At 37.2% G+C, this 13,322-nt stretch carries 15 protein-coding genes; 1 reads left to right on the forward strand and 14 read right to left on the reverse strand.

Annotated elements, in window-relative coordinates:
* Window positions 1-163: 163 nt before the first annotated feature.
* The 14 genes from ACFQ3W_RS16170 to ACFQ3W_RS16235 all read right to left on the reverse strand — a co-directional run bounded on the left by ACFQ3W_RS16170 (window position 164) and on the right by ACFQ3W_RS16235 (window position 12,739).
* Window positions 164-574, reverse strand: coding sequence for a DUF2251 domain-containing protein (locus ACFQ3W_RS16170; protein ID WP_379320277.1), 411 nt, complete (start codon window positions 572-574; stop codon window positions 164-166).
* Window positions 575-823: 249 nt separating this feature from the next.
* On the reverse strand, window positions 824-1,519 hold the full coding sequence (locus ACFQ3W_RS16175) for a class I SAM-dependent methyltransferase (RefSeq protein ID WP_379320278.1): 696 nt from the start codon (window positions 1,517-1,519) through the stop codon (window positions 824-826).
* A gap of 361 nt (window positions 1,520-1,880) precedes the next feature.
* The gene (locus tag ACFQ3W_RS16180) at window positions 1,881-2,633 is read right to left on the reverse strand and encodes an rRNA adenine N-6-methyltransferase family protein (RefSeq protein WP_379320279.1); all 753 of its coding nucleotides are present in this window, start codon (window positions 2,631-2,633) and stop codon (window positions 1,881-1,883) included.
* A 542-nt stretch (window positions 2,634-3,175) separates the two neighbouring features.
* Window positions 3,176-3,994: an inositol monophosphatase family protein gene (locus ACFQ3W_RS16185; protein WP_379320280.1), complete on the reverse strand. Its 819-nt coding sequence runs from the start codon at window positions 3,992-3,994 to the stop codon at window positions 3,176-3,178.
* A gap of 239 nt (window positions 3,995-4,233) precedes the next feature.
* Entirely contained in the window at window positions 4,234-5,226 is a 993-nt protein-coding gene (locus ACFQ3W_RS16190; protein WP_379320281.1) for a phosphotransferase enzyme family protein, read from the reverse strand.
* A gap of 368 nt (window positions 5,227-5,594) precedes the next feature.
* Complete coding sequence (locus ACFQ3W_RS16195) at window positions 5,595-6,260, reverse strand: DKNYY domain-containing protein (RefSeq protein ID WP_379320282.1); 666 nt, start codon at window positions 6,258-6,260, stop codon at window positions 5,595-5,597.
* Between the two features lie 369 nt (window positions 6,261-6,629).
* The gene (locus ACFQ3W_RS16200; RefSeq protein WP_379320283.1) at window positions 6,630-7,181 is read right to left on the reverse strand and encodes an ATP-binding protein; all 552 of its coding nucleotides are present in this window, start codon (window positions 7,179-7,181) and stop codon (window positions 6,630-6,632) included.
* Window positions 7,182-7,628: 447 nt separating this feature from the next.
* Window positions 7,629-7,724: a competence inhibitor ComI gene (comI, locus tag ACFQ3W_RS16205; RefSeq protein ID WP_379320284.1), complete on the reverse strand. Its 96-nt coding sequence runs from the start codon at window positions 7,722-7,724 to the stop codon at window positions 7,629-7,631.
* A gap of 604 nt (window positions 7,725-8,328) precedes the next feature.
* On the reverse strand, window positions 8,329-8,424 hold the full coding sequence (gene comI, locus ACFQ3W_RS16210; RefSeq protein WP_379320285.1) for a competence inhibitor ComI: 96 nt from the start codon (window positions 8,422-8,424) through the stop codon (window positions 8,329-8,331).
* A 304-nt stretch (window positions 8,425-8,728) separates the two neighbouring features.
* Window positions 8,729-9,406 (reverse strand): class I SAM-dependent methyltransferase, encoded by a 678-nt coding sequence (locus ACFQ3W_RS16215; protein WP_379320286.1) that lies wholly within the window; start codon window positions 9,404-9,406, stop codon window positions 8,729-8,731.
* A 207-nt stretch (window positions 9,407-9,613) separates the two neighbouring features.
* A complete protein-coding gene (locus ACFQ3W_RS16220; RefSeq protein ID WP_379320287.1) occupies window positions 9,614-10,072 on the reverse strand; it encodes a DUF2262 domain-containing protein in 459 nt (152 codons plus the stop codon).
* A gap of 232 nt (window positions 10,073-10,304) precedes the next feature.
* Entirely contained in the window at window positions 10,305-10,763 is a 459-nt protein-coding gene (locus ACFQ3W_RS16225) for a hypothetical protein (protein WP_379320288.1), read from the reverse strand.
* Between the two features lie 878 nt (window positions 10,764-11,641).
* A complete protein-coding gene (locus ACFQ3W_RS16230) occupies window positions 11,642-12,511 on the reverse strand; it encodes a YwqG family protein (RefSeq protein WP_379320289.1) in 870 nt (289 codons plus the stop codon).
* Between the two features lie 51 nt (window positions 12,512-12,562).
* Window positions 12,563-12,739, reverse strand: a complete 177-nt coding sequence (locus ACFQ3W_RS16235) for a hypothetical protein (protein WP_379320290.1) — start codon at window positions 12,737-12,739, stop codon at window positions 12,563-12,565.
* Between the two features lie 459 nt (window positions 12,740-13,198).
* On the opposite strand from ACFQ3W_RS16235, the gene ACFQ3W_RS16240 reads away from it, so the two are divergent.
* Window positions 13,199-13,321 (forward strand): hypothetical protein, encoded by a 123-nt coding sequence (locus ACFQ3W_RS16240; protein ID WP_379320291.1) that lies wholly within the window; start codon window positions 13,199-13,201, stop codon window positions 13,319-13,321.
* Window position 13,322 lies beyond the last annotated feature (1 nt).

Below are 13,322 nucleotides of genomic sequence, written 5' to 3' on the forward strand. Positions count from 1 at the left end.
AGGCTTAAGGCGCGAAGTACCGGGTCAAGACTTAGCATCACAGGGTTGTTCACTTGAATCCACTCCTCTGAAATCCCTCGGGCGAACCATGGGCAATTGCCCCCCGTAGCGTGAATGCGGTGTTAGGCGATGTTACGTCCATCCATGAAAAACTCACACATTACTATATCGTTCTTAATTCATCACCATCACTTCGGGTCAATCCATTGTCCCATTTAATTCTTTCAATGGTTTTAATACTGTTTTCTTTTCGAGGTGCAGCCAACTTACGTTTGATCTTTATATCGAGAATTCCCCAGCATTCTCCATCAACAACTAAACAAACTTTCGTAGAATCATGAGACCAAACAATATTTACAAAATTACATTCTTGAATTGCAGGTTTTATTTGGTTATATATCCACAAATGATCAAGTATTTTATATTTTTGGTTGTCAGAATTATAGCTACAAAAATACAAATATCCCGTTTCCCCATCATCTTCGAATATAACCAACCAACGTTCATCTGGGGATATTGCATCAATCAAGAAATTATTGAGTTCTTTCTTGCTTTCATGATTTTTAGTCATCATTTATCTTCCTTGTCATCTTTATTATGCCGTAATTTCGGATAACGTTCTCGCATTCACGACGTCCCAGCGCCTTAAGGCTCCGTCAGGAAGCCGGTTTTTTTCTAGCTTTTATAATATAAAATGAGATGTATCCCAAATCACTTTCAAGTTATCTTATTATCCTAGTATTTTATTGAATGTTTGTTCTTACGAACAGAAAATAACTGATGTAATCCACACGTCCCCAAAGCCTTGAACCATTGTATATAATTACTTTTTACATACTAAGAAATACTGAATCATACCGGCTACTTTTTCTTTTTTTTCTATTTCAAAGTAATTCTGAAGCATAGTATCAAATTCTTGAGATGACATATTAAATTTATCAGGTCTGCCTAAATGCTCCTCAATTAACTTTGTAATTCGGAAGATTGGACTATCAAAGTTAGGAATATCAAGAACAAATCTTCCATAAGGTTTTATGATTCGATAAGCTTCTATGATTGCTTCTTCAACAAAGTCCTTTTCAAAATACTCAAGTATGCCGACACACGCGCCAATGGCAAAATAATTATCTTCAAAAGGTGTTTCATGTATACTTCCGCAATATAATGATCCAATAGGCAATTTCCTTTTTGTAACAAACTCATTAAGGAGTTGGATGGTTTTACTGCTTATATCAACCCCATGATATGTTGAGAGCCATTTATCGTACCCATTAAACATTAGGTTTAAACAGCATCCAAGATCAACAAATTTCATATTTGTATCTGGCGATAGATACTCCTTGATTTCCTTACGTCCACTATCGGAAAGCGAGCCTTCCATTTTCAGCCTTTGAAATATAGGGTAGTCGGGATGATTTGTGATATGCTCCGGTAGATCTTCGTATAAATCAATACCCCTCCTCCCAAAATCAATAGCTTTATCGTAAGACTTTGAAACTGATTCCAACTGGTTTGCCATTTTATTATCTAAACTCCCTTCGCTTTATTTCAGTACTGTCCTGACCCAAAAATTACACCTCTCAATTTTACCGCAATAACCCAATTTCTTATTGGAATGGTTTTTCGTTTTTTTGGGGGTTAATTCAATGTTTTTAAAGTGGTTTACCGGAATTTCCTATAACGTTACTGTATTCACGAACCCGAAAGGCTTTAGGCGACATAGTCGCCGGGTGGCTCCGCCACTTAGAAATGAGCTGAATTATTGAGTCTTGAAAAATAATTTCCATAAATACCCTCCACTAATACATTATTTCGTTCCTTTCATCTAACCTTGTTGTATTCACGATATCCCAGCGCCTTAATATGCTCATTACAGGAAGTTAAGGTTTTTTTGCTAAATACAAAACTATAGTATCATTAAGCGTTATTTTATTACCTGCATCTAATATTGCAGTTCTTATACCCTCAAAAAAATTTGTTCTATATGGCTCTTTTAACGCAATATGGTCGCAATGCGTACCTGTATACAATACAAATTCATCTGCATTAAACTCTCTTGTTTTGTGATAATTTCGGCATTCAAAATCAACAAAGCCATATTTATCAACATTGCTGTAAGCTAAGCTACAAGTATACTTATTGTCAGGATAAAAATACTTACTATAAACATCTTGTATGCTAGCATACAAGTCTTCGTTTGGAGTTTTATAATCTGTTCTAGTCATCATCATTGCAAATGTCCCGCCGTTTTTTAGTAGATTATTAACTTTTGGGAAACCGATTTCTTCCGGTATCCATTGAATCGTCGCAGCAGAATATACCAAATCAAATTTTTGTTGTCCAAAGTCATATGTTTCAAAATCGGCATTTACAATATGAAAATTGTTATATGAACTAAACTTATTCTTTGTATATTCTGCAAGATGTTCTCCAAGTTCAATCGCCAAATACGAACAACCTGTTTTTAAAATTGGTTCAGTGGCTTGACCTGTTCCGGGACCGATTTCAAGAACTGTTTTATCTTTATCAAGTTTTGCATACTGAATAACATCAGAAAAAACTTCCTCACAATAACGAGGTCTCCATTTATCAAATTGTTCCGGGATACTGTCAAAAACTTTTCTAAACTCCATGATATTCCCTCCCAAACAAAATACAAATAATTTGTGCATCACTCAATTTTTTACAAATACGTTCCAGTCCAGTTACTTCTTCAAAATGCCTGGTTACTCAAAACCAATTACTATATGTATTTAGTTCACGACAATTTCAGGTAACTTTCCCGAATTCACAAATGTCCACTGCTTTTGTCCGCCTGAAACGAATTCCCCGAAATTCCTCGGTGCAGACCGAGGACAGACTTGCCAATCCGCAGTGTGAATGCATTGTTTCCTGAAGTCGTCGATTCTTTGATTATATTCCTAATTCCATTATTAGGATAATACTTCATTGAAATGCCTCATTGCTCATTTCAATAGTGCTCTATGTGGTCTTTATATGTGTACTAAGTTTCTCGACGATTTCAGTTAACGTTCTAGTATTCACGAAACGCCCCAGCCTTAGATAACTCTTATCTTAGGCTGGGGCGTTTGTTGTCCGAGCTTTTTTTCATGATTATACATCTTGACAACCAAGGGGCGATAGCCCCGCAGCGTGAATGCAGTGTTAGATGAAGTCAGTTGGCTTCATTGAATAATCCCAATCCTTCTTTTACAACCTTGATCAGTTCATCTTTATGATCAGGATGACACGCAATTATGTAAGGTTCTGTTTTCATGCCTGTAAAAGGATTACCCTCAAAATCAGTCACAATTCCCCCTGCTTCTTTTACCATTAAAATTCCTGAGTAAAGGTCATCTCCTGCGGAATTGTAAAGGACAATTCCATCTATATCGCCTTTAGCAAGCATGCACCATTGTAATGTCGGTGCCCATAATCTCATCATTCTCTTACAGTTCAAATCGATATGTTGTCTTAATGTAACTGCTCTAATGTCGTTTTGGACGTTATGTCCTTGAATCCATCCAATATTCCCTCTTCTGAAATTGTCATTACTTTTCATTTTCATTTTTGTTCCATTGCAATGAGCGCCTTCATTAATGCAAGATTCAAAAAGTCTGTCCGTCATTGGTTCATATACAACACCAAGAACTGGCTCTTTCTTATACATCAAAGTAATTGAGGTACTGAACACAGGCAGACCAATTGCAAAGTTATTTGTCCCATCCAATGGATCAATTAACCATAACCAGTCTGATCTTATCCCGTTATCCCCTGCTTCTTCGCTATGAATTTGATGATATGGAAAAGCGCTTTGTATACCTTTCAATATGATTGCCTCAGCCATATGATCTACTTCAGTCACGACATCACCAAAGCTATCCTTGGCCCTTAAATGTTCAATGTTACCAAATTTCTCTTTGGCTATGAGTCCAGCTTGTTTAATTAATTTTTCTGAAAGTTCTTTCGCACATTGAATAATCTCTGTTTCCATGATTCACCTCTTTCGTATAATCCATCTGTTTTCATCTAACGTTTCCGTGTTCACGACGTCCCACCACCTTAAGCGAACGAAGTGAGCGGCCGCGATGCGGTTAGGTGTTGTGGATGTGTCCCGGCAATTACTTCCCGGACTTAACTCCCGGGACCGAGGCAGCTTGTCTACCGATGCGTGAACACATTGTTATAGGATGTCAGCGTCTTCTTCGAAATATATATTTAATTACTCCAATCCTAAACGAAATCATCAATCAATGAGCGGCCATTGATTATCCGCATATGACTATCTCGTAGAAAATCCAGAGTCCAGTCATCCGGCTGACGTAAATCCCAGCTCCGGTACATTCCTACTATTACAATTATTTCGCGAAGCTTTAGAAAGAGTGGTAACTGTTCTTTCCAACCGTCGGGTAGCTGTCGGCCATCCTCCGTATAGCCTCGTATGAAATGCTCAATAAATAATTCGTACTGGACCTTCCGATCGAACTTCGAATCTTCGCCGAAAACATAAAGAAAATAATAAAGTTGTATGGCAATGTCTTCCGCAAACCAACTGTATTGGCATTCATCGAAATCAAAAAGTATAATTCCGCCTGTTTCATCGACAGTAAAATTGCCCACGTTAATATCCCCGTGAATCAAGCCGAAATTGTCAGATGAAACAGATAATCTATTCAAACGTTCAATTAATTCATCGAGGGCAAGCAATACAGATGTATGCTCTGGAGGTATATACTCCCGTGCCCGCAATAGGTACTCATTGCGCTCCCACGAGTGTCTTCTTGCCAGCGGTTTGTAACGCTTGGATAATTCATGAAGTTGACCCGTTATTCGGCCGCACTGCTCATAAAGTAATGAATTGCCTAAGCATTCTGGGTATCCGATCTTACGACCGGGAGCGTATAGAAATGAGGTAACGAAGAAATCAACTATGTCTCCAAAAACACGTTCAACATATACACCTTGCGTCGAAGGAACTGGTTCTGAGACCGACATCCCATTCACAGCAAGATAACGAATCCATTCTATTTCGGCTTCAATACCTTCCTGATCACGTAGAGAACTGGGGGTGAACCGAAGAATGTATTTACGCCCATTGACAGTATAATAGAATATAAAATTTTGAAATCCTCCAATGAGAGAAAGCGCAGCTTGATTCAAACCAAAACGTGCGGCGCCTTCCTTAACGTACTCATCCTTGAATATCGATTTTATTTTGGGGTCCATATTACTCTCCTATGTTCTAAAGAATTCTTAGTTGTACTACTAAGCAAATCAAACAAATCATGGTAATGTGATTCTGCTGACTATTATGTTTTTACGCTGATTTCCTATAACGTTTCCGCATTCTCGACGTTCAAGCTGTTTAAAGACCGTAGGTCCGGGCTGCTCCGCTACTTAGCCGTTTGAATATGTCAGGTGACTTTGCTTCCCCGATATGCCTCTTACGGACCAAGGGTCGGGCTTGTCCCGACCCTCAGCGTTGAATGCGATGTTATCGGATGTCAGCGATTGCTTTGAATTACTTACAATAGTTCTTTAACTATCATACCAGTTAGTTGAATAATTAGTTTGCATACAAAAAATTGAACACTTTATCTATTATCTTCTACTAATCTATATCCTTCATACTTAAGTTTTTCAGTTTTTGCTCTTCCATCTTCAGAGTAAAAAACCCAATCAGTAATGAAACCATACTTTTTACGATTGTACTCATGCTTATTACGTTCATACTCAGAAGAACTATCTCTCGGATCAGATTCAGTACCCAAAAAACTGTTAACCGAAGACATTACTGCAAAACCTGTATTCTCGATGACTTCAAATTTAGAAACATCATCTACATAAAGAGGTAAATTCCCACAGAATGCGTCGTTTTTATCTTTTGAATATGGAAACTCTATAACTTCAAAACTATTAGGGTCTGCATTAATTACTTTATATACTGACCAGTCATCACTCGCGTAAATATATACTTTATTCTTATCTTTTGCATAACGATATCTGCCTTTGTCGCTAATGATTTGAAATGTATCCGGATCAGACCCTTCTATTTTTTCGCTTTTAAAATACACACTTGTGTTATCTCTTGCGAAACCATGGTATTTTAAAATTTTGAATTCATCTTTTTTTACATTTATCGGAGTAACTCTTCTACCAACGCCTGTATCATAGGAAACGTAGTTCCACGTTCCATTTTCATAAACAAATCCCGGTTTGTATGAGTTCCACAAATGCAAAATAATAATAAAACTTAACACAATAAGTCCACTAATTGCTAACCTTTTCTTCATCAAAATCAATCCATTCTAAAAAGGTGTATAGCGTCGTTTTCGCTTAGCTAGATTTTACCTTTAATGGTTATTTATTCTTTTTGTTGCTCGTTAGTTAAGGTTCACCAACGAACTTAATTGATTTTTATTTCTGATTATTTTCGCTGATTTCCGATAACGGTTCCGTGTTCACGACGTCCCACCACCCTAAAAGAACGAGGTGACTGGCCGCGATGCAGTTGGATGGTGCGGATGTGTCGTTTGAATCAACTTCCCTGACTTATCTTCTGGCGACCGAGGCAGCTTGACTGCCGATACGTGAACACATTGTTTGAATAAGCCTACTATGATTTTTAGTTATATTGAAGACTCACTGATTGTTTTAATTTGTTGAATTACATCTGATATCTCATTTGGATCCTTAATGACAAATAAATGATTCACTACATCTTCACTGGGTTCCTCTGGTTTCGACATTTCCTGTCTCTCCAACACTTCCTGATAACTCGAAGCATTTCGAAAGATGGTCTTAGGTCGGTTTGTTTTTTCTATTCGTTCTATCAACACTTCGGTTGGTAAATCAAAGTACACAATAATACATTTAAATCCTTTCTCATAAAAATAACGGAGGACATTTGAACGTGCTGGATTATGAAGGTTGGAATTACTTAAAATGATATGAAAATGACTTTGCTCTATAGCATACTCAACAATCGTATTAGTTACGGTGAATTTCAACTTGTTTGGTCCTTCTTGGGGACGTAGTTTCATATAGTGTTTATTGATAAATTCAGCATGATTGTCCTGATCTATGACAATAGCTTCTTGTAAAATTGATTCTAATTCATTTGCAAATGTAGTCTTGCCGCTATGTGTTTTTCCGACCGTCATGATCATTAGACGATTCATTATCATACCTCCATGGTCGCACTCTTTTATGTGTTTTAGCCGATCTTTCAGATAACGTTCTCGTATTCACGACGTCCATTCCTCTTAAATAGCTCTTATCTTAGGGGAATGGTTGTGTCCGCAGATTCAACTACTTGAAAATGCATTTGCGGACCGAGGGTGAATGCCCCGAAGCGTGAATACTGTATAAGACGAAGTTAACGCTTTATCATATTAGTCACACAATTCCTTTGGTTCCTTTCAAAGAGTTTTTAGTAGGTCATTACTTTCTTTAAAAGTGTTTTACTTATCTCTATTTGTTCACTTCTTTTTCCAATTGTGTTATCTTATCTTAAAGAAGCTGAGTGCGGCAAACACTCGGCAAAACAACTGGCTTGGATGGGATTATCCTTCTACTGTCGAAAAAGAATAAGAATCCACCTTTGGCGCTAACCTTGGGGTGGGTTCTTACTTTCTCTTGTTGTTATTACTGATGTATGTTAAAAGAGCAAGAATAAACATTCCTAAAAGGAACATAATCGTTATTGCATCTTTTACTTCCATAGTATCATCTCCTCTCGAAGGGATACTATGCCCACCCAAGATTCAATTGTCTTTTACTATTATACCATAATATACCAGTATAATGAAGAACAATTGTTCGGGTTTTTATAAGTCTTTGTAATGTTTTAATCTCGTTAATTTCACCTAACGTTTGGCATTCACGAACCTTCACTACCTTGAGGCTGAAGAGCCGGCCGCGACGCGGTTAGGTAGTGCAAGTTGTCGCCTGATTCGCTTCTCTGCAAATTCTCCTGGCGACCGAGGGATCATTAGAGACCCGATGCGTGAATGCGGTGTTAGACGAAGTTAACGCTTCTTTGTGCTACTTACAAACGTATTGATGTCATTCAAAAAATACTTTTATAACGTCCTTAATACGCCTTTAATACGATTTTTATTTCAAGTTATTTTATCGCTTTTAATGTGCCTTTGAATATTCTTTAATGGACTCTCCTGGTTCACTTCTTTTACCAATTGTGTTATCATACTTTTAAAGAAGCCGAGTGCGGCTAACACTCGGCTCAACAATTGGCTTGGATGGTTTATTCCCTTCTAAGCGATCAGAATAAAAACCCACCTTCGGCGCTAACCTTGGGGTGGGTTTTTACTTTCTCTTGTTGTTCGAATTAATGTAAGTTAGAAGTGCGAGGATGAATGATCCAAATAAAAACATGATCGTCAACACATCTTTAACTTCCATGGCTTCACCTCCTTTCGAAGGGAAACCATGCCCACCCAAGATTCAATTGTCTTTCCTATTGTACCATCATCTACCAATAAGGTGAAGAACAACTGTTCTCTATTCTTGGATCTTAAACCCGTTAATTTCGTTTAACGTTGTTGTAATCACGAAATGCCACAGCCTTAGATAGCTCTTATCTTAGGCTGTGGCGTTTGTTGTCTAAGATTCTTCCATGATTATACATCTGACAACCAAGGGGTGATAGCCCCGATGCGTAAATATTGTGTTATAGGATGTGGCTGCCTTCTCCGAGATACTCACATTATGGTTTTGTCGCTTTCCATATGTATTTCAATTCTTTAACACCGATTTTCCCGTCAATCATACTTTCTTTTAGTTTCTTCTCAAAATCACTTTTCAGCTCCGGTAACGTGTAGTCCGGATTACCTGGTATATCAGAAAGGAATTTTGCAAACTCCATTTCATTAGGAAAATAAAAGACCGCCTCATTGTATTCTTCAATTTCTATATTTACATAGCCATTAGAAGCTAATCGTTGTCTTACTATATCCACATTATTATGAATTCCATAAATAATTCCTCCTGATGTCAGCAATCTACTGTGATTTAAAATGGAAGTTGGTCCTCTTCTGTCATAAATAAGATCAAACTGTTCATCATGAAAAGGCATCTCAACTTTGGTTGTTGCATAAATGAATTCTACATTCTTTACATGACTCAAAACTAACGATTCTTGGGCAATTCTAATCATTTCAATGGAGTTATCAAATCCAATAATTTTCTTGGCGTATTTTGACATATTTAGTGTGAAATCGCCGTGACCACAGCCCGCATCCAGTACAGATTGAAACTTCGGTAACATACTCATTAATCGTTTTTCAAAAACTTCTTCTGCGGATATTCCTTCTGTAAAAAATATTGATCTTCCTTTATAACCGCCATTTCTTCTGGCGATCATATCATACCAATCTACTCCCACAATATAACCTCCCTAATATACTCGTTCTGCAGTAATTCCCTATAACGTTCTTGTATTCACGAAACAACCCAGCCCTAGATAGCTCTTATCTTAGGCTGAGTCGTTTGTTGTCTGAGCCTCTTATACTTCTGACAACCAAAGGGCGATAGCCCTGAAGCGTGAATACTGTGTTATGTGATGGATCAGCCCTCTTCGAACTATTCACATCTATATTTCTGCTTTATTAAGATTATAATCATCGCTAAAGTGAGCGTGGATTCTGTGCCCACCAAATAAATCCCCATCTAGATATTCACAATAAATTTCATTGGATCGAATCTCTATTTCTATCAAACTAATTAATTCAACAAACTCTTCTATTGTTATGTCAAATTCGCCTGCATCTACAGCATCCCAATCAAGTTCAGCATCATTCTCATCATATTCTGGCCAAAATTCATTCTTAAAGTCTATCAACTTCTCAGCGATTTTTATTTTTGCTGCCTCCTCGAAACTCTCTAATTCAATAAACAACAATTCGGCTTTCCGTATTAATTCTTCAATATCAGTGCTTTCATCCACCATTTTCAGTGCCCAATGCACCTTTCCCTCATTGTGTATATATGAATATAGTTCAGTGCTATACTCAAAATGGCCGATTCCGTTTACTTTAATGATCTCTTCCATTCAGGTTTCCTTTCAAATGAAATCCCAAGCTTAGATGATATGACTTATTGCTGATCTTTCACCTAACGTTGTTGTATTCACGAAACGATTCAACCTTAGATAGCTCTTATCTTAGGCTAGGTCGTTTGTTGTTTGAGCTTCTTCCTTGAATTATACATCTGACAACCGAGGGGCGAATTGCCCTAAGCGTGAATGCGGTGTAATATGATGCCGGACACTTCAAAGCCGATCTTTAAAAATCCTCCATTGTCTTATATCCTCCACCCTTATGGAAATGCATTATTCCTTCAACTTCATTAATATATCCATTGATTTCAATGTATGGATTATCGAGATCTATATTGTTATTCCCTTCATACATTTCCATAGGAGCAAAAACTGTAAGAAACAACTCTTCCCCCGGATGAATATCAAGTTTATTACCCTTTGACTCGATCTTAAAATCATTTCCTTTTGTTCCATTGTCTATTTTTATTGGAAAACTTAAATTAACATTATTCTGTTTTATAATGTACCTCGAGTTGTTTTGTAATTTCAAAACAAAATTCAAACCATTTGAACTTTCTGATTTACTATCCAATGTTAACGAAATATCATCTATATCCTCATGTGTGACCTTTATTTCATGGTTATTAGTACAACTAGCACAAAGTAACACTACCAGAATTATAAATAATAGTGTTTTTTTCAACTTCAAAGAATTCTCCTTTCAAAATATTAACGTCCGGTTTCGTCTAACGTTCTTGTATTCACGAACCCTCACTGGCTTAAGCGCGCAGCGCGGGTCATCAGACTTAGCCGGTCAGGGTAGTCCGTTGATTCCGCTTCTCCGAAAAAACTTCTAGCGGACCAAGGGCATTGCCCCCTAAGCGTGAATGCGGCGTTATCTGATACCAGCGGCCTCTTTGAAATACTATCAATTTCTTAAATCCATTTCATAAATGTCTTATTGATCACTTCAATATTGTTATTCTTCGCCCAATCTATTAATGTGTATATCTCGTTATTGGTGTTAATAATTTTAAAACATAATGCAATTGGAACTATTCTATTCTTCTTTGGTTTAATACCAATTATGTACTTACCATCAATAAATATCTGGGATATTTCTTTGGCTTCGAATTGATTGTTATTAATAATTAAAACTCTACTATCGAGCTGTAATAGCCTGGGCTTTAAAAATCTCCTTATAACAGCTATAGCAATAATCAATAAATAGATAATACAAAAAACTATATAAAGTAATTTTTGGGATTTGTTACTTGTTATAATGATATTGAAAATACTTAATAAAGTCAGAATCGACATGCTGATAATTAACCTAATATTCAAGGGATATCTTATATAAGTTTTCATTAATTCTCCTTTCGCTGGTTGCAGATAACGTTCTTGTATTCACGAACCCGAGAGGCTTAAGGTCGTAGCGCCGGGTCGTCAGACTTAGCCTCGCAGGGTTGTCTGCCTGATTCCGCTTCTTTGAGATGCCTCGGGCAGACCAAGGTCGGCACCAGCCGCCGCAGCGTGAATGTGGTGTTAGGTGAAGTCTGGACAGTTTAACTTACATAGGTTTTATCCACATTGAAGTATAACCCATGGATTCTCAAAGTTTTTCTCTTTCAGGTCTTTCTCTCTAATCCAAAAATACAATCTCCCCACATCCCCCCACATAAAACCAATTTCTTCTTCAGAATCGATTTGTAGTAATAATATCCAATCATAAACCCCTTTCTCTAGTTCATTTCTTGCTGGGTTGTTATACCCAGTGCCATCACCACAATATAAACCATTTGTTACTAACTGACATTCTAAGTACATATCTCCTTGGATATTATCCGGGTAGCCTTGTATTCTATGAATTAATCCATCTTGTACTGCCTGACCGGTTAATTGCTGCTGCAGTTCAAAATAATTATCTGATTTTTCTTGGTCTAAATTTAGGTTATCTATAAAAGGAGATTCCCATGGAGGTAAGCAAACTTCACTTATATAGTTCAATTCACAAGAACCAAAGGTTCCTTGTTCGAGAAATATTGTTGGCTCCTCTATCCTAATTAATTGGCTTGGCTCTTGAGAAAAAAATAAAATTCTAAATCCATTTTTATCGTTTGGGTCATACCCCCATGGTTGCTCAAGCGCATCATAAAAGAACGAAAGAATTCCACTACTAGGTAATAAATCACTCAAATCAAATGGCTTTACCTCATTTAAGTTTAGTTGACAAATAAAATATAGTGGTTGACCGGCATCATTCTGTGGCCATAAAAATCCTTGAGGAACATCAGGACGACCACCAAACTTAGATCTCCCTATATTGATATTTTCATCGTTTTTATTATCTGTAGTGATTCTAATTGAGTCTCTTGACAAATTTAATAATGCTTTGGAAACACTCCCTAATCCATTACTTTCAATTAATTGTTCTAACTCTTTCTTGTCCATAACTTTACCTTTCTGAAATAACTAATCAATAATAAATTGATACCTAGGATTTCACCTAACGTTTCCGTATTCCCCGACGTTCAAGCGGCTTAAGGACCGTAGGTCCGGTTGGCTCCGCCACTTAGCCGGGTGAATCCACTTCCCCGAAATGCCTCTTCCGGACCAATGGGCGAGCTTGCCTCGGCCCGCTGCGTTGAATGCGATGTTATCTGCTGTTACTGCCATCATCGAATAATCAACAAAATCTTTCCTGTTTATGTTTAACTATTTCTTCAAGTTCTTTTCCTATTAATAAACTTGTAAAGTAATATATCCAATATATTTATTGCAATACCAATTAATGCAACCAAAATCGGATAACAATATATTTTATGTGTCGTTACTCGCATAAATTGCAAGTGTTAAATATGAAAAGTCTAATTTATCAATTGTGCTTTTTTCTAGTTCAATCAAATACATAACACTTTGAATTCGGTTACCAAATCGAATTAGTGACGAAAAGATTATAAGAATAAATAATATATTGTATGATAATAATCCCTTGTATGTTCTCATTTTTTCTTTTCCTTTCGAGAGTAAAATCTAATCATTAATTAGGTGCTTTTATATATTGTTGCAGTAATAGCAGATAACGTTTCCGTGTTCGCGACGTCCCACCACCTTAAGGCTCCATAGGAGCCGGCCGCGATGTGGTTAGGTGGGTCGGATGTGACGCCTGAATCTACTTCCCTGACCTATCTCCTGGCGATCGAGGCGGCTTGTCCGCCGATGCGTGAACACATTGTTATCGGATGTCAGCGCCTACTCTGAA

It is taken from the genome of Paenibacillus puldeungensis, from assembly GCF_042678945.1.
GTDB lineage: Bacteria > Bacillota > Bacilli > Paenibacillales > Paenibacillaceae > Fontibacillus > Fontibacillus puldeungensis.